The organism is Sphaerotilus microaerophilus (assembly GCF_023734135.1).
Lineage (GTDB): Bacteria > Pseudomonadota > Gammaproteobacteria > Burkholderiales > Burkholderiaceae_C > Sphaerotilus > Sphaerotilus microaerophilus.
Map to the genome: position 1 here is coordinate 1,249,446 of NZ_AP025730.1, position 15,071 is coordinate 1,264,516.

Here is a 15,071-nt window from a genome sequence, read left to right on the forward strand (position 1 = left end):
ATTGGCAGTACCGGCAAGCGTGCGCACCTGCCGGACTGCGGGGGCAGGGGCCCACCGCGGATGCGGGGGGCTGAGCTACCATGAACCATGGTCCGGCCCCACGCCGGATGCAGCCCTACGATGAACGAGTCCTACCAGCCTGCTCCCAGCCCCCTCGCCATCACCGCGGCCGCCAGCGCGGCCGGCTCGACGGATCCGGCGGCCGTGCACGAGCCCTTCGTGCGCAGCCTGGATGCCCTGGGCATCTGGCGCGGCGCGCTGGAAGAACGTGTGCGCGACCTGGTGCGCTACCTGCGTGAGCAGAGCCTGCTCGACGAGGCGGCCAGCGACCTGCTCGACTCGCTGCGCCAGCGCCTGGCCGGCGAGAAGCTGGTGGTGGCCTTCGTGGCCGAGTTCTCGCGCGGCAAGTCCGAGCTGATCAACGCGATCTTCTTCGCCGACAACAAGCGGCGCATCATGCCGGCCTCGCCGGGGCGCACCACGATGTGCCCGGTCGAGCTGGGCTGGGACGCCGAGGACCCGCCCGGGCTGGCGCTGCTGCCCATCGAGACGCGGCTGGACGGCGCTTCGCTGGCCGAGCTGCGCCACAAGCGCACGGCCTGGGTGCGCAAGCCGGTGGATGTGAACGACCCCGAGGCCTTTGCGCAGGCGCTGACGGCGGTGATGGACACCCGCCTGACCAGCGTGGACGAGGCTCGCGCACTGGGCTTCTGGAACGACGACCAGCCGGCCGACAACCCGCCGATGAGCGCCGACGGCCAGGTCGAGGTGCCGCGCTGGCGCCATGCGCTGATCAATGCGCCGCACCCGCTGCTCAAGCGCGGGCTGGTGGTGCTGGACACCCCGGGCCTCAACGCCATCGGCGCCGAGCCCGAGCTGACGGTGGGCCTGCTGCCCAGCGCGCACGTGGTGGTCTTCGTGCTCGGCGCGGATACCGGCGTGACCCGCTCGGACCTGGAAATCTGGCGCGACCACCTCGCCTCGCAGGTGCTGACGCGCTACGTGGTGCTCAACAAGATCGACGCGCTCTACGACCCGCTGTCCACCGTCGAGCACAGCGAGGCGCAGATCGCCAGCCAGTGCGCCCAGGTGGCCAAGACGCTGCAGATCCCGCAGGCGCGCGTGTTCCCGATCTCGGCACGCCAGGCGCTGGAGGCCCGCGTCGAAGGCAACCCGCGCCTGCTGGTGGACAGCCGCCTGCTGGCGCTGGAGCAGGCGCTGGCGCAGCAGCTGCTGCCGCAGCGGCGTGCGGTGTTCGAGCAGCTCACGCTGGAGGCGCTCGCCGTCGTGCAGCAGCAGACGGTGCGCAACCTCACCGACCTGCGCCGTCACCTGGCCGAGCAGCTGCTGGAGTTGCGCGACCTGCGCGGCAAGAACGTCGGCAAGGTCCGGCTGATGCTGCAGCGCGTCACCGCCGAAACCAATGAATTCGAGGCCTGCACCACCCAGCTCTCGGCCCTGCGCGCGGTGCACGGGCGCATGCTCAAGGAGCTGCTGGCCCAGCTGGCCGGCGAGCGGCTGCGCACCGAGGTCGACGGCATGATCGGCTCGATCCGCGACTCGCTGCTCAAGCTCGGTGCCAAGCGCTCCTACACGCAGCTGTTCGCGTCGCTGCGGCAGATGCTGGACGATGCCCAGAAGCGCAGCCAGGACGTGCGCGACATGCTGGGCGCCTACTTCAGCCGCCTCAATACCGAGTTCGGCTTCAGCCTGGTGGCCTCGTCGATGCCCGAGCTCTCGCGCTTCCGCGACGACCTGGCGCTGATCGAGCGCAGCTACGTGCAGTACCTCGGCCTGAGCCAGGCGATGCGGCTGGCGCAGCCGCGCTTCCTGGACCAGTTCCGCCGCATGCTGATCTCCCGCCTGCGCGTGGTCTTCGAGGGCGCGGCCAGCGAGATCGAGCTGTGGAACCGCACCGCCTCCGCCCAGGTCGACGCCCAGCTGCGCGAGCGCCGCAAGGCCTTCAAGCGCCGGCGCGATTCGCTGGAGCGCATCCAGAGCGCCGCCTCCGAGCTGGAGCTGCGCCTGAGCGAGCTGGAGGCGCAGGACGCCCGGCTGGCCACCATCGAGGTGCACTTGAACCAGCTGTTCGAGGACGCGCGCCGCGCCGCGACGCAGCGCGAGTTCGACACTGTGACGGACGGCTCGGCCGCCTCGGCCTTCATGCCGCTGACGACGATCCCCGCCCCGCGCGCGGCCGAGCCGGCACCGGTGCCACGGGCGCCGATGCTGCACCCGCTGCCGTTGCTGGAGCCGCTGCCCGTGCTGGAACCCCTGCCGGTGCTGCAGCCGGCCGGGCCCACGGGTTCCTTCGAGGCCACCACGCCGCTGGGCGCCGCCGGGCTGGATCCGCTGGCTGTGCGGGCCTGATGCCGGTGCGTCTGCGGAAGCGCGTGGGCCTGAACCGGCCCCGCGGGCACGGCTGATGGCGGCGCAGTTCGACGCCGCCAGCGCCCTGGTGGCCTGGCAGCGCGTGCATGGCCGCCACGACCTGCCCTGGCAAGGGGAGCGTGATCCCTACCGGGTCTGGTTGTCGGAGATCATGCTGCAGCAGACCCAGGTCACGACCGTGCTGGGCTACTACGCCCGCTTCCTGGCGCGCTTTCCCGATGTGGCCGCGCTGGCGGCAGCGCACGGCGACGAGGTGCTCGGCCTGTGGGCCGGGCTGGGCTACTACAGCCGGGCGCGCCACCTGCACCGCTGCGCGCAACAGGTGGTGGCCGAGCACGGCGGCCAGTTCCCGCGCAGCGCAGCCCAGCTGGCCGAGTTGCCGGGCATCGGGCCGTCTACGGCCGCGGCAATCGCCTCGTTCTGCTTCGGCGAGCGCACCTCGATCCTGGACGGCAACGTCAAGCGCGTACTGACCCGCCTGCTCGGCTACGGCGAGGACCTGGCGGTGCTCCGGCACGAGCGTGCGCTCTGGGCGCTGGCCCAGGGGCTGCTGCCCAGCCAGGCGGCCGACATGCCGGCCTACACGCAGGGGCTGATGGACCTCGGGGCCACCGTCTGCGCCGTGCGCGAGCCGCGCTGTGACGCCTGCCCCTGGCAGCAGGCCTGCATCGGCCACGCCGAAGGCAGCCCGCAGGCCTACCCGGTGCGCACGCGCAAGCTGCGCCGCCACGTGCGCGCCAGCTGGTGCCTCTGGCTGGCCGATGTGTCCGGGGCGGTGTGGCTGCAGCAGCGCCCGGCGCCGGGCATCTGGTCAGGGCTGTGGGCCTGGCCGATGTTCGATGACGAGGCCGCCTGCCTGGCTGCGGCCGAGGCCGTCCTGGCTGCGTCGACCGCAGCCGGCACCAGTGGAGCGGCGGCCGACATCGAGGTGCTCGACGGCTTCCTGCACGTGCTCACCCACGTTGACTGGACGCTGCACCCGCGCCGTCTGGTGCTGCCGCAGCCGCTGCCCGCCGAGCGGCTTGAGGCGCTGCTCGGGCCAGGGCGCTGGTGGCCCGCCGCGACGCTGGCCGACCTGGGCCTGCCGGCGCCCCTGCGCAAGCGGCTGCCGCCCGGCTGAGCGACTGACCGGCGGTCGATCTGCCGCCGAGTTCCGCCGTCAACTTGGCTTGACGATGCCGTGCCGACGCAGGAAACCATCCACCAGCGCCAGCCGGGCCTTCGCATCGGGCAGGGCCATCAGCTTGTGGCGGGTGGGCAGCGGGATGGGCAGCAGCTCGCACCACCGGTTGGCGACCCAGCCGGCGTCGTCGAGCCGATGGGGTTCGAGGAAGGGGGCCTGGCCCTGGGCGCCCAGGGCGCCGATCGCCCGGCCCAGCGCCGCCACGCAGCCCAGGTGCTCCTCGCCGGGCGCCGCCGGCTCGTCGGCCGGAAGCGGGCGGGTGTCGGCCACCCACAGGCCGTCGGTTCGCTGGCGGGGTGATCTCAGCTCGAAACGTTGCAAGCCGCGGCAGCGCACCTGCAGGATGCCGGCCTGCTCGCTGTCGCAGCTGAGCAGCTCGGCCAGGCAGCCCACGTCGGCAAAGGCCACCGCCTCGCCGTCCAGGCGCACCTCGCCGCCGCGCGTGAGCGTGACCACGCCGAAGGGCGTGCCCTCGCGCAGGCAGTCTGCGATCAGGTCCAGGTAGCGGGTCTCGAAGACCTTCAGCGGCAGCAGCCCGTCAGGGAACAGCACCGTGCCGAGCGGGAAGAGCGGCCGCTCGGTCCACTCGCCCGCAAGCGTGCCCACCAGGATGTCAGAGCCGGACGGCACGGGCGGGGTGGGCATGGCGGGGGGTTCTCAGCGTTCGTCGCGGGCTTCCAGCTCGCGGTGGCGGATCAGCGTGGGCATGCGGGCGCGGTAACGTGCCGCGAGTTGTTCGACGCTGTAGACGGAGCGGTGCTGGCCGCCGGTGCAGCCCAGCGCCACCGTGAGGTAGCTGCGCTGGTCCTGCTCGTAGGCGGGCAGCCAGCGGTCGAGGAAGGTCTCGATCTGCGCCAGCATCTCGCCCACCTCGGGCTGGGCCTTCAGGAAGTCGATCACGCCCGGGTCACGCCCGGTCAGCGCCCGCAGTTCGCGCACATAGTGCGGGTTGGGCAGCACGCGCAGGTCGAAGACGAGGTCGGCGTCGCGCGGCACGCCATGCTTGAAGGCAAAGGACTCGAACACCAGCGCCAGCTGGCTGTGCGCTGCCCCGCCGAGCTGGCGTACCCAGGCACGCAGCTGGGCCGGGCGCAGGTCGCTGGTGTCGATCACCGTGCTGACCTCGCGCAGGGCGACGAGCAGCTCACGCTCGCGCTCGATCGACTCGATCAGCGCGGCGCGCGAGTGCGTGCCGCTGTCGTCCTGCGTCAGGGACAGGGGATGGCGCCGCCGCGTCTCGGAAAAACGCCGCACCAGCGTCTCGGTGCGCGAGTCAAGGAAGAGCGACAGCACCGGTGTGCCCTCGCGGCGCAGCTCGTCGAGCAGCGGCAGCAGCTTGGGCAGCGAGCTGGCGCTGCGCACGTCGGCCGCCACTGCGATCAGCCGCGTGCCCTGCTCGCGCTGCAGGCGGATGAAGTCGCGCAGCAACTCGGTGGGCAGGTTGTCGACGCAGAAGTAGCCGGCGTCTTCCAGGGCATTGAGCGCCACCGACTTGCCCGATCCCGAGATGCCCGAGATCAGCACCACCGGGGGCTGGGAGCTGCCTGGGGTCGGGTCGCCGGTGCTGGCGTGGCTGGATGCGGTCGGCGGGGCGTCACTCATGGGGGTCAGCGGCGGTGGCGCGTGGCCGGTGCGAGGGGTGCCTCGCGGGCCGGCGTCGGCTGCAAGTCGGTGTTGGCCGTGTTGGCGGTGGCCGACGGGCCTTCATTGTCCACCGAAGCCAGCATCTCCCGGGCGTGCAGCAGGCCACTGCCCGAGCGGGCGGTACCGCCGAGCATGCGCGCCACCTCCGCGACGCGCTCCTCGCCGGCCACCGCCGTGATGCGGCTGGCGGTGCGGCCGTCCGCACCCGGTTCCTTGGCGACGACGAAGTGCTGGTCCGCACAGGCCGCCACCTGCGCCAGGTGGGTCACCGCCAGCACCTGGCGCTCGCGGCCCAGGCGGCGCATCAGGCGGCCGACGGTGTCGGCCACCGCGCCGCCGATGCCGGAGTCCACCTCGTCGAAGATCAGCGTCGCGGCGCTGCTGCCCTGCGCGCTGCGGCGCTCGCAGCCGGTCACGGCAATCGCCAGGGCGAGGCGTGACAGCTCGCCGCCCGAGGCCACCTTGCCCAGTGGGCGCGGCGTGCTGCCGGCGTGGCCGGCCACCAGGAACTCGACCGACTCCAGCCCGTGCGCCTGCGGCTCGGCCAGCGGCTCCAGCGCGATGGCGAAGCGCCCGCCCGCCATGCCGAGCTGCTGCATCGCGGCGGTCACCGCCTCGCTCCATACCGGCGCTGCCTGCCGCCGTGCGGCGCTGACCGTGCCAGCCTCGGCGAGGAAGCGCTGCCGGGCCGCCTCGGCCTGGCGCTGCAGACCCTCCAGGTCCGAGGCGGCTTCCACGGCCTGCAACTCCTCACGCCAGGCGGCGAGCGTGGCGGGCAGCTCCTCGGGTTGGAGCCGGAAGCGCCGCGCCAGCCCGAGCCAGGCGGACAGCCGCGCATCCAGCTCGGCCAGCCGCTCGGGCTCCAGCTCGGTGTGGCGCAGCGCGGCGTGCAGGCTGTGGGCGGCGTCATCGAGCTGTGCCTGCGCATCGCGCAGCACCTCCAGCGCGCTGCCAAGCGTGGCGTCGTAGTCGGCCACGCCGCTCAGCGCCTCGACCGCGCGCGCCGTCAGTGCGCTGGCGCTGTCCTCGGCCTCGCTGGTGGCGTCGAGCGCCAGCTGAACCGCGTCCAGGATCGCCTGGGCATGCGCGAGCCGCTGGTGCTCGCCATTGAGCTCGGCCCACTCGTCGGCAGCGGGGGCGAGCTTGTCCAGCTCGCCGATCTGCCAGGTCAGGCGCTCGCGCTCGCGCTCGCGTTCCTCGCTGCGGCTGCGGGCGGTTTCCAGGGCGGCCAGGGCGTGGCGCCACGCCGCCCAGGCGCTGCCGAGCGCTGCGGTGTCGATGCCGGCATAGCCATCGAGCAGGGCGCGCACCGAGGCCGGGCGGGTCAGGCTCTGCCAGGCGTGCTGGCCGTGGATGTCCACCAGCGCCTCGCCCAGCTCCTTGAGCTGTGCCACCGTGGCGCTGCTGCCGTTGATCCAGGCGCGGCTCTTGCCCTGCGCATCCACGGTGCGGCGCAGCAGCAGCGGCTCCTCGATGCCGAAGCCCGCCTCGTCCAGCCACTGGAGCAGCGCTGGGGCCACCGGCTCGAACTCGGCGCTGATCTCGGCGCGGGCGGTGCCTTCACGCACCACGCCGGCGTCGCCGCGCCCGCCCAGGGCGAGCTGCAGCGCGTCGACCAGGATCGACTTGCCGGCCCCGGTCTCGCCAGTCAGCACGGCAAATCCGCCCCGGCTCGCGCCGGCAAACTCCACCTCCAGCGAGGTGACGATCACGAAGTCGCGCAGCGCCAGGCGCTTGAGCATCACAGTCCTCCGTCGCCGGGCAGTGCGCCCTCGTTCCAGTGCAGCTTGCGGCGCAGCGTCGCGTAGTAGTTCCAGCCGCGCGGATGCAGGAAGCGCACCCGGTGGGCCGAGCGGCGCACGCAGATGCGGTCGCCGTGCACGAGGCTGGCGAGCGATTGCATGTCGAAGTTCGCGCTGACCTCCCGGCCGGCCACGATCTCGATGGCCACCTCGCCCGAGTCCGGCAGCACGATCGGCCGGTTCGACAGCATGTGCGGCGCGATCGGCACCAGCAGCCAGCCCGCCACGCCGGGGTGCAGGATCGGCCCGCCGGCCGACAGCGCGTAGGCGGTCGAGCCCGTGGGCGAGGCCAGGATCAGGCCGTCGGCGCGGAAGTTGGCCACGAACTGGCCGTCCACCTCCACGCGCAGCTCCACCATCGCGGTGGCGGCGCTGCGCAGCACCACATCGTTCATCGCCACGGCTTCGTAGATCGCCTCGCCGTCGCGCAGCACCCGGCCTTCGAGCATGGCGCGGTGCTCTTCCTCGTAGTCGCCGGCGAACATCGCCTTCAGCGCCTGCGCCACGCGTGCCACCGGGATGTCGGTGATGAAGCCCAGCCGGCCCTGGTTCACGCCCACCATCGGCAGGCCGTAGCGCGCCAGGTCGCGGGCGATGCCCAGCATCGTGCCGTCGCCGCCCACCACCACCGCCACGTCGCAATGGCGCCCCAGCTCCTCGGTGGACAGCGCCGGGTAGCCGGTGAGGCCGGTGTTCTGCGCCGTCGTCGTCTCCACCGACACATCCAGGCCCAGGCGGGTGAGCAGATGGGCGATGTCCTCCAGCAGCGGGCGCATGCCGCGGGCCTGGAACTTGCCCACGAGCGCGGCATGACGGAAGCGGTTGGTCATGCGGGAAATTACACCACAGGGCCATGACGACCCGATGCCGCCCGTGCCGGGCAGCGCTGCCGTGGCGTTGCGTCGTGGCTGGCCCTCCCCGCCTGGATGGGCGGCCGCCCGCCAGCCGGTGCCGCCTAGAATCGGCTGCCATGCTGGACGACCGCGCCAAGCTCCTGCTCAAGACCCTGGTCGAGCGCTACATCGCCGACGGCCAGCCCGTGGGCTCGCGCACCCTGTCGAAGGCGCCCGGGCTCGATCTCTCCCCCGCGACCATCCGCAACGTGATGGCCGACCTGGAGGAGCTGGGCCTCATCGCCAGCCCGCACACTTCTGCCGGGCGCGTGCCCACCGCGCGTGGCTACCGCCTCTTCGTCGACAGCATGCTCACGGTGCGCTCGCTCGCGGGCGCCGGGGCCGACGAGGCCGGCGGCGCGCCCCACGTCGAGCCCCTGCTGCCCGACCAGCCGCGCCGCGTCATCGCCAACGCCGCGCACCTGCTGTCCAGCCTGTCGCAGTTCGTCGGCGTGGTCACCGTGCCGCGCAAGCCGGGCGTGTTCCGCCACATGGAGTTCCTGCGCCTGGGCGAGCGCCGCGTGCTGCTCATCCTCGTCTCGGCCGATGGCGACGTGCAGAACCGCGTGCTCTTCACCGCCCAGGACTACAGCCAGACGCAGCTGCTGGAGGCCACCAACTACCTCAACGCGAACTGCGCCGGCCTGGGCATCGAGGAGATCCGCGAGCGGCTGAAGGGCGAGGTCGACGCGCTGCGCGCCGAGATCGCCGTGCTGATGCAGGCGGCGGTGCAGGCCGGCAGCGAGGCGGTCAGCGAGGAGGCCGATCAGGTCGTCATCTCGGGCGAACGAAACCTGCTGCAGGTGCAGGACTTTGGCGCCGACCTGGGTTCGCTGCGCAAGATGTTCGACCTCTTCGAGCAGAAGGCCCAGGTCCTGCGCCTGCTCGACGGCTCGAGCCGCGCCGACGGCGTGCGCATCTACATCGGCGGCGAGAGCGGCGTGGTGCCCATCGAGGAGCTGTCGGTCGTGTCCTCCCCCTACGAGGTCAACGGCCGCCTGGTCGGTACCCTCGGCGTGATCGGCCCCACCCGCATGCCCTACGACCGCATGATCCAGATCGTGGACATCACCGCACGCCTGGTGGGCAACGCGCTGAGCCAGAAGTGAGGGGCAGGGCGCGTCGTTCGCCACCTACAATTCCGGGTTCCGGGCCGCTAGCTCATGATGGTTAGAGCAGCAGACTCATAATCTGTTGGTGCCGTGTTCGACTCACGGGCGGCCTACCAAACTCCCTGCAGGACCTGTCGCGTGTGGCGTGGCAGGTCCTTTTTTTCTGGGGCCTCCATTCGGTGGCGGTTGGATCCAGAGATTGAGAAATCTCAAGAATCGGCAGGCCGGATGCCCGGTTTTCGACCGAGTGGGGGCTGCCCGTCCGGGCGAGGATCTGCGACCCTGCGTGCCACTGTGTCGGCGCGCCTCGAACGAGCAGAAAGGATCCCGCCCCATGTCCAATACCGCCACGCCCGGCCCTGCCTGGTCGTCCCGGGGCGACATGCCGTCTGCCGATGCCGGCGAGCCGGCCCGCCGCGACGAGGGTTTCTTCGCTTACCACGGCATCTGGGCCCCTGGGGTGCGGCTGTTCCGGCGGCTGAACTTCACGGCCAAGGCGCTGATCATCTCCACGGCGGTGGTGCTTCCGCTGCTGTTGCTGGTGGCCCTCCAGCTCAAGCGCGAGAGCGACGAGGCCCTGGAGAGCCGCATGGCCGCCACCCGGGCGCATGTCGAGATCGCGCACGGCGTGCTGGCCTGGGCGCAGGCGCAGGAGGCGGCGGGGCTGTGGTCGCGCGAGCAGGCCCAGCTGATCGCCCGGCAGGCGGTGGGGCAGCTGCGCTACGCCGGGAGCGAGTACTTCTGGATCAACGACATGCAGCCGCGCATGGTCATGCACCCGACCAAGCCGGAGATGAACGGCCAGGCGGTGGGCGGCGTGCGCGACCCGAACGGCGTGGCGCTGTTCGACCTCTTCGTCGCCACCGTGCGCGAGCGCGGCGAGGGCACCGTGCGCTACCAGTGGCCCAAGCCCGGGCGCAGCGAGCCGGTGGACAAGGTGTCGTACGTGAAGGGCTTTGCACCCTGGGGCTGGGTGGTCGGCTCCGGTGTCTATGCCGATGACCTGCGCGCCGAGGCAGCGCAGCGTCTGGTGGTGGCGCTGGCCATCCTGGCGCTGTCGCTTTTGATGGCCGGCTACCTGTTTCTGAGCTTCTACCGCGTGATGGACGGCGGCCTCAAGGAAACCCGCCGCCACCTGCGCGCGATGACCGATGGCGACCTCACCACGTCCCCCTCCCCCTGGGGTCGCGACGAGCCCGCCCAGCTGATGCAGGAGCTGCGCCGCATGCAGGAGGCGCTGCGCCAGATGGTGCTGCACGTGCGCCACTCCAGCGATGAGATCCTGCACTCCAGCAGCGAGATCGCCACCGGCATGAACGACCTTTCGGCCCGCACCGAGCAGGCTGCGGCCAACCTGGAGGAATCCGCGGCGTCGATGGAGCAGATCGCCGCCACGGTGCGCAACACCGCCGAGCACACCCAGGAGGCCGCCGGCGTGGCGCGCCACAACGCTCGCTGTGCCGACGATGGCAGCCGGGTGATGAACGACGTGGTGCAGACGATGGAGGGCATCCGCGGCTCCTCGGCGCGCATCGGCGAGATCATCGCCACCATCGACGGCCTGGCCTTCCAGACCAACCTGCTGGCGCTGAACGCGGCCGTCGAGGCGGCCCGAGCCGGCGAGCAGGGCCGCGGCTTTGCGGTGGTGGCCGGCGAGGTGCGCAACCTGGCGGGCCGCAGCGCCCAGGCCGCGCGCGAGATCAAGGCCCTGATCGGCACCAGCGTCGACCAGGTCGAGACCGGTACCGCGGTGGTGCGCAAGGCCGGCTCGGCGATCGGCGAGATCGTCGATTCCTCCCAGCGTGTGGACCAGCTGCTCGACGAGATCGCCACCGGCGCGCGTGAGCAGAGTGCCGGCATCGCGCAGATCGGCCAGGCGGTGCAGGAGCTGGACCGCGTGACGCAGCAGAACGCCGCGCTGGTGCACCAGACCGCGGCGGCCTCGGCCTCGATGAAGGACCAGGCGCTGCAGCTCGCAGGCGAGGTCAGCCGCTTCCGGCTGCCGGCCGGCTGAGCATCAGGTGATGCGGTAGAAGTCCAGCTTCACGCAGCGCGCCTCGCGCTGGCCCACGGCGAGCGCGAGCACCCGGTTCAGGTGCAGCCAGGCCGGGGCGCCGGTGGTGAAGCGCACGACGGTGCGGAAAAAGTACTCGTCGCGCGCCACCGCCTCGCCGCGTGCCAGCCGGGCCATCACCTCCGCGGGGCCGTGGCGCAGGCCGTCGCTCTGCACCTCGATCAGGCCGCCGTCGTCGGCCCGGATCACGTAGTGCGCGGCGATCTCCAGCACGCCGTCGGCGCGCAGGATCTGCCAGTCCACGCCGCCTTCGACCAGCGTGCCGTTCAGCTCGGGGCCGCGCACCGTGCCGCCGGCCAGCGGCACGTAGCGGCGCTCGCCATGCTTGGCGGGGCAGAGGGTGACGAGGTCGCCAACCTCGCAGACGACCTGGGGTTGTCGCAGGCCACGGTCAAAACCTACCGGGCGCGCGCCTTCGAGCGCCTGGGCATGCACTTCAAGAGCGGGCTGTTCGCGGCCTTCCTGCCGCGGCAGTGACGGGCCGGGGCGGGACGGTGAGGGGCTGCGGTGGGCTCTGAGCGGGGCTGTCCTCCTCTGGGATGACAGGGCGCCGGCCCCGCGCCCGGCACACTGCCCGCAACCATGTGAGGAGACTGCCCGATGATCCACCGCCACCCAACCCGCCAACCCACCCGCCGCTCTGCCCTGGCCGCCTTCGCCGTCGCTGCCGTCCTGTGCGCGCCGCTGCCCGGCGTGGCCCAGACCTTCCCGGACCACCAGGTCAAGCTGGTGGTGGGCTTCCCGCCCGGCAGCGGGCCCGACTTGGTGGCGCGCCACCACGGCGGCGCAACGCCTGGCGGTGCTGCCGGAGGTGCCCACCTTCACCGAGGCCGGCCACCCGAAGGCTGACTTTGCCTCCTGGTTCGCCGTGCTGGTGCCCACCGGCACGCCCGGTCCGGTGGTGGACCTGCTCAACCGCCAGGTGGTGGCCGCCCTGCAAAGCCCGGACGTGCGCCAGAAGCTGCAGGAGGCCGGCTTCAATGTGATCGCCAGCTCGCGCGCCGACACCGAGCGCATGCTCAAGGCCGAAGCCGCCCGCTGGGCCGGCATCGTCAAGGCCTCGGGCTTCAAGGCCGACTGAGGCGGTTCGACGCTCCACTGCGCTCGGCGCGGAACTCGGCACAACCAAGCAGCGGCCGCGGAGCCGGCTTCGCCGGGCCGCCGGCGGCGCCCCCTTGAGGGGGAGCGCCGAAGGCGCTTCGGGGGGGGTGTTCAGTCCTGCGCCCGCAGCAGCGCGTTGATGCGCTGCGCCGTGGCGAGCAGGCGGGGCAGGAACTGCTGCGTCATCTGCGTCACCGGCGTGCGCGCCACCTGCCCGCTGATGTTGATCGCCGCCACCACCCGGCCTGCGCGGTTGACGATGGGCGCTGCCATCGACACCAGGCCTTCTTCCAGCTCGCCGTCCACCAGCGCGTAGCCCTGCGCGCGCACCCGCCGCAGTTCGGCGAGCAGGGCGCTGCGGTCGGTCAGCGTGCGTGCGGTGTGGGCGGTCAGGGTCAGGCGCTCCAGGCGCTGCGTCAGCGCGGCATCGTCCAGCCCGGCCAGCAGCACCCGGCCCATCGAGGTGCAGTGCGCCGGCAACCGGCTGCCCACGCCGAGGTTGATCGCCATGATCTTGCCGGCCGGCACCCGCAGCACGTAGACGATGTCGTCGCCCTCCAGCACCGCGGCGGAGCAGGACTCGCCGATCTCGCGCACCAGTTCCTCCATGCCCGGCTGCGCCAGGTGCCACAGCGGCAGCGAGCTGAGGTAGGCAAAACCCAGCTCCAGCACCTTTGGCGTGAGGCGGAACCGCCGCCCATCGCCATCCACGGTTTCCACGTAGCCGAGCTGCTGCAGCGTCAGCAGGATGCGTCGCGCCCCCGCCCGCGTGAGCCCGGCGCGCTCGGCCGCCTCGGTCAGCGTCTGCGCGGGCGCCTGCGCGCCAAAGCTGCGCAGCACCGCCAGTCCGCGGGCGAAGGACTGCACGTAGCTGTCGCCCGGGCGCGGGGCGGCCTCGCCGTCGTCGGCGGCGGACTGGCCTGCATTGACAGACCCCGGAGGGCTCTCTAGCATCACTTGTTCTTTCCAAGAATTTCTGTTCGATATACGAACTTGATGCGCCTACTCTAGCCGAACCCGGCCCGCTTGCCCAGCGGTCGGGCCCGCCGGCCGGAGCCCGAGTCAACGCCGGCCGCCGAGTCCGCCGGCCCCTTTGGAGACTGCATGACCCCCCGCCACGCCTTCATCTGCGATGCCATCCGCACGCCCATCGGCCGCTACGGCGGCGCGCTGTCGTCGGTGCGCACCGACGATCTCGCCGCCATCCCGCTCAAGGCGTTGATGGCACGCAACACCGGCGTGGACTGGGAGGCGGTGACCGATGTGATCTACGGCTGCGCCAACCAGGCCGGCGAGGACAACCGCAACGTCGCCCACATGGCCACGCTGCTGGCCGGGCTGCCGCTGGCGCTGCCGGGCTCGACCATCAACCGCCTCTGCGGCTCCGGGCTGGACGCCGTGGGCACCGCCGCGCGCGCCATCAAGGCCGGCGAGGCGGGCCTGATGATCGCCGGCGGCGTGGAGAGCATGAGCCGTGCGCCCTTCGTGATGCCCAAGGCCGAGAGCGCCTTCTCGCGCGCCAACGCGGTCTACGACACCACCATCGGCTGGCGCTTCATCAACAAGCGCATGAAGGAGCTCTACGGCGTGGACTCGATGCCCGAGACCGCCGAGAACGTCGCCACCGACTGGAAGATCGAGCGCGAGGCCCAGGACCGCATGGCCCTGGCCAGCCAGATGAAGGCGGTGGCTGCGCAGAAGGCCGGCTTCTTCGACGCCGAGATCTGCCCGGTCACGATCCCGCAGAAGAAGGGCGACGCGGTCATCGTCAGCCGTGACGAGCACCCGCGCGAGACCAGCCTGGAGTCACTCGCCAAGCTCAAGGGCGTGGTGCGCCCGGACGGCACGGTGACCGCCGGCAACGCCAGCGGCGTCAACGACGGTGCCTGCGCCCTGCTGCTGGCCGATGAGGCGAGCGCGGCGAAGCACGGCCTGACCCCGCGCGCCCGCGTCGTCGGCATGGCCACCGCCGGGGTGCCCCCGCGCGTGATGGGCATCGGCCCGGCCCCGGCCACCCGCAAGGTGCTGGAGCTCACCGGCCTGACGCTGGCGCAGCTCGACGTGATCGAGCTCAACGAGGCCTTTGCCGCCCAGGGCCTGGCGGTGCTGCGTGACCTGGGTCTGGCCGACGACGACGTCCGTGTTAACCCCAACGGCGGCGCCATCGCGCTGGGCCACCCGCTGGGGGCCTCGGGCGCGCGCCTGGCCACCACCGCAGTCAACCAGCTGCACCGCAGCGGCGGGCGCTATGCGCTGTGCACCATGTGCATCGGCGTGGGCCAGGGCATCGCGATGATCCTGGAACGTGTGTGACCCGGGCGGCGCCGCAGGGCGCTGCCGCCCGTGACACACTGACCGCATGAACCGCATCCACACCTACCTCCTGCGCGTCGAGTTCGGCGACTGCGATCCGGCGCAAATCGTCTGGTTTCCGAACTACTTCCGCTGGGCCGATGCGGCCAGCCGCCACTTCTTCATCCAGTGTGGCCTGCCGAGCTGGAAGACCACCGAAGCCGAGCGCGGCATCATCGGCACGCCGCTGGTGGACACCCACGCGCGCTTCAAGCGCCCGGCGTCCTATGGGGACCAGCTGACCATCGACAGCTTCGTGCCGGAGTGGCGTCGCACCAGCTTCGTGATGCGCCACACCGTGCGCCGCGGCGACGAGACGCTCTGCGAGATCACCGAGGTGCGCGTCTTCGCCCGCCGCAAGGGCGATGGCAGCGACCCGCACGCCATCGAGGCCGTGCCGGTGCCGGAGGACTGGCGCGCGCTGTGCGAGTGAGGAGCGAGCGAGGTACCAGCAAGGTGCCAACAAGGCGCCAGCAGCCCGGATCGCTCCGGGGTCACCATCCCATGACAAACGCCCGC

15 protein-coding genes and 1 tRNA gene are annotated in these 15,071 nt (G+C 72.0%); 10 read left to right on the top strand and 6 right to left on the bottom strand.

The window, feature by feature from the left end; genetic code table 11:
• Positions 1-120: 120 nt before the first annotated feature.
• Both NGK70_RS05445 and mutY read left to right on the top strand, forming a co-directional pair.
• A complete protein-coding gene (locus NGK70_RS05445; RefSeq protein ID WP_251972266.1) occupies positions 121-2,370 on the top strand; it encodes a dynamin family protein in 2,250 nt (749 codons plus the stop codon).
• Positions 2,371-2,425: 55 nt separating this feature from the next.
• Positions 2,426-3,511, top strand: a complete 1,086-nt coding sequence (gene mutY / locus NGK70_RS05450; protein ID WP_251972267.1) for an A/G-specific adenine glycosylase — start codon at positions 2,426-2,428, stop codon at positions 3,509-3,511.
• 39 nt (positions 3,512-3,550) lie between these two features.
• Here mutY and NGK70_RS05455 read toward each other — a convergent pair whose 3' ends face one another.
• From NGK70_RS05455 to NGK70_RS05470, 4 genes are read right to left on the bottom strand one after another with little or no spacing between them, the layout of a single operon-like run.
• Complete coding sequence (locus NGK70_RS05455; RefSeq protein ID WP_251972268.1) at positions 3,551-4,219, bottom strand: LON peptidase substrate-binding domain-containing protein; 669 nt, start codon at positions 4,217-4,219, stop codon at positions 3,551-3,553.
• Positions 4,220-4,231: 12 nt separating this feature from the next.
• Entirely contained in the window at positions 4,232-5,185 is a 954-nt protein-coding gene (gene rapZ, locus NGK70_RS05460) for an RNase adapter RapZ (protein ID WP_428985604.1), read from the bottom strand.
• Positions 5,182-6,960 carry a DNA repair protein RecN gene (gene recN, locus NGK70_RS05465; RefSeq protein WP_251972270.1) on the bottom strand — a complete coding sequence of 593 codons (1,779 nt, stop codon included), beginning with the start codon at positions 6,958-6,960 and terminating at the stop codon, positions 5,182-5,184. The genes rapZ and recN overlap by 4 nt, the downstream gene beginning before the upstream one ends.
• Entirely contained in the window at positions 6,960-7,850 is an 891-nt protein-coding gene (locus NGK70_RS05470; protein WP_251972271.1) for an NAD kinase, read from the bottom strand. Before NGK70_RS05470 ends, recN begins: the two co-directional genes overlap by 1 nt.
• 140 nt (positions 7,851-7,990) lie before the next feature.
• Here NGK70_RS05470 and hrcA point away from each other — a divergent pair, with 140 nt between their 5' ends.
• The 3 genes from hrcA to NGK70_RS05485 all read left to right on the top strand — a co-directional run bounded on the left by hrcA (position 7,991) and on the right by NGK70_RS05485 (position 11,039).
• The gene (gene hrcA / locus NGK70_RS05475) at positions 7,991-9,022 is read left to right on the top strand and encodes a heat-inducible transcriptional repressor HrcA (RefSeq protein ID WP_251972272.1); all 1,032 of its coding nucleotides are present in this window, start codon (positions 7,991-7,993) and stop codon (positions 9,020-9,022) included.
• Positions 9,023-9,063: 41 nt separating this feature from the next.
• Positions 9,064-9,141 (top strand) — tRNA-Ile (locus NGK70_RS05480).
• A 218-nt stretch (positions 9,142-9,359) separates the two neighbouring features.
• Positions 9,360-11,039, top strand: a complete 1,680-nt coding sequence (locus NGK70_RS05485; protein WP_251972273.1) for a methyl-accepting chemotaxis protein — start codon at positions 9,360-9,362, stop codon at positions 11,037-11,039.
• A 3-nt stretch (positions 11,040-11,042) separates the two neighbouring features.
• Here the strand turns inward: NGK70_RS05485 and NGK70_RS05490 are convergent, their stop codons facing one another.
• On the bottom strand, positions 11,043-11,405 hold the full coding sequence (locus NGK70_RS05490; RefSeq protein ID WP_251972274.1) for a DUF3237 family protein: 363 nt from the start codon (positions 11,403-11,405) through the stop codon (positions 11,043-11,045).
• A 15-nt stretch (positions 11,406-11,420) separates the two neighbouring features.
• On the opposite strand from NGK70_RS05490, the gene NGK70_RS05495 reads away from it, so the two are divergent.
• The 3 genes from NGK70_RS05495 to NGK70_RS05505 all read left to right on the top strand — a co-directional run bounded on the left by NGK70_RS05495 (position 11,421) and on the right by NGK70_RS05505 (position 12,180).
• A complete protein-coding gene (locus tag NGK70_RS05495; RefSeq protein WP_428985576.1) occupies positions 11,421-11,576 on the top strand; it encodes a LuxR C-terminal-related transcriptional regulator in 156 nt (51 codons plus the stop codon).
• 123 nt (positions 11,577-11,699) lie between these two features.
• Positions 11,700-11,948, top strand: a complete 249-nt coding sequence (locus tag NGK70_RS05500; protein WP_251972275.1) for a hypothetical protein — start codon at positions 11,700-11,702, stop codon at positions 11,946-11,948.
• Entirely contained in the window at positions 11,911-12,180 is a 270-nt protein-coding gene (locus NGK70_RS05505) for a tripartite tricarboxylate transporter substrate-binding protein (RefSeq protein WP_251972276.1), read from the top strand. The genes NGK70_RS05500 and NGK70_RS05505 overlap by 38 nt, the downstream gene beginning before the upstream one ends.
• A 131-nt stretch (positions 12,181-12,311) precedes the next feature.
• On the opposite strand, the gene NGK70_RS05510 is transcribed toward NGK70_RS05505, so the two are convergent.
• Positions 12,312-13,154, bottom strand: coding sequence for an IclR family transcriptional regulator (locus NGK70_RS05510; protein ID WP_251972277.1), 843 nt, complete (start codon positions 13,152-13,154; stop codon positions 12,312-12,314).
• A 150-nt stretch (positions 13,155-13,304) separates the two neighbouring features.
• On the opposite strand from NGK70_RS05510, the gene pcaF reads away from it, so the two are divergent.
• Positions 13,305-14,513, top strand: coding sequence for a 3-oxoadipyl-CoA thiolase (gene pcaF / locus NGK70_RS05515; protein WP_251972278.1), 1,209 nt, complete (start codon positions 13,305-13,307; stop codon positions 14,511-14,513).
• A gap of 46 nt (positions 14,514-14,559) precedes the next feature.
• On the top strand, positions 14,560-14,985 hold the full coding sequence (locus NGK70_RS05520; protein WP_251972279.1) for an acyl-CoA thioesterase: 426 nt from the start codon (positions 14,560-14,562) through the stop codon (positions 14,983-14,985).
• Positions 14,986-15,071 lie beyond the last annotated feature (86 nt).

Bases quoted from the DNA above. Each gene is read 5' to 3' on its own strand.
- NGK70_RS05455 (WP_251972268.1), bottom strand. From the start codon at position 4,219: ATGCCCACCCCGCCCGTGCCGTCCGGCTCTGACATCCTGGTGGGCACG.
- hrcA (WP_251972272.1), top strand. From the start codon at position 7,991: ATGCTGGACGACCGCGCCAAGCTCCTGCTCAAGACCCTGGTCGAGCGC.
- NGK70_RS05445 (WP_251972266.1), top strand. From the start codon at position 121: ATGAACGAGTCCTACCAGCCTGCTCCCAGCCCCCTCGCCATCACCGCG.
- recN (WP_251972270.1), bottom strand. From the start codon at position 6,960: ATGCTCAAGCGCCTGGCGCTGCGCGACTTCGTGATCGTCACCTCGCTG.
- NGK70_RS05495 (WP_428985576.1), top strand. From the start codon at position 11,421: ATGCTTGGCGGGGCAGAGGGTGACGAGGTCGCCAACCTCGCAGACGAC.
- mutY (WP_251972267.1), top strand. From the start codon at position 2,426: ATGGCGGCGCAGTTCGACGCCGCCAGCGCCCTGGTGGCCTGGCAGCGC.
- NGK70_RS05510 (WP_251972277.1), bottom strand. From the start codon at position 13,154: ATGCTAGAGAGCCCTCCGGGGTCTGTCAATGCAGGCCAGTCCGCCGCC.
- NGK70_RS05520 (WP_251972279.1), top strand. From the start codon at position 14,560: ATGAACCGCATCCACACCTACCTCCTGCGCGTCGAGTTCGGCGACTGC.
- pcaF (WP_251972278.1), top strand. From the start codon at position 13,305: ATGACCCCCCGCCACGCCTTCATCTGCGATGCCATCCGCACGCCCATC.
- NGK70_RS05485 (WP_251972273.1), top strand. From the start codon at position 9,360: ATGTCCAATACCGCCACGCCCGGCCCTGCCTGGTCGTCCCGGGGCGAC.
- NGK70_RS05500 (WP_251972275.1), top strand. From the start codon at position 11,700: ATGATCCACCGCCACCCAACCCGCCAACCCACCCGCCGCTCTGCCCTG.
- NGK70_RS05470 (WP_251972271.1), bottom strand. From the start codon at position 7,850: ATGACCAACCGCTTCCGTCATGCCGCGCTCGTGGGCAAGTTCCAGGCC.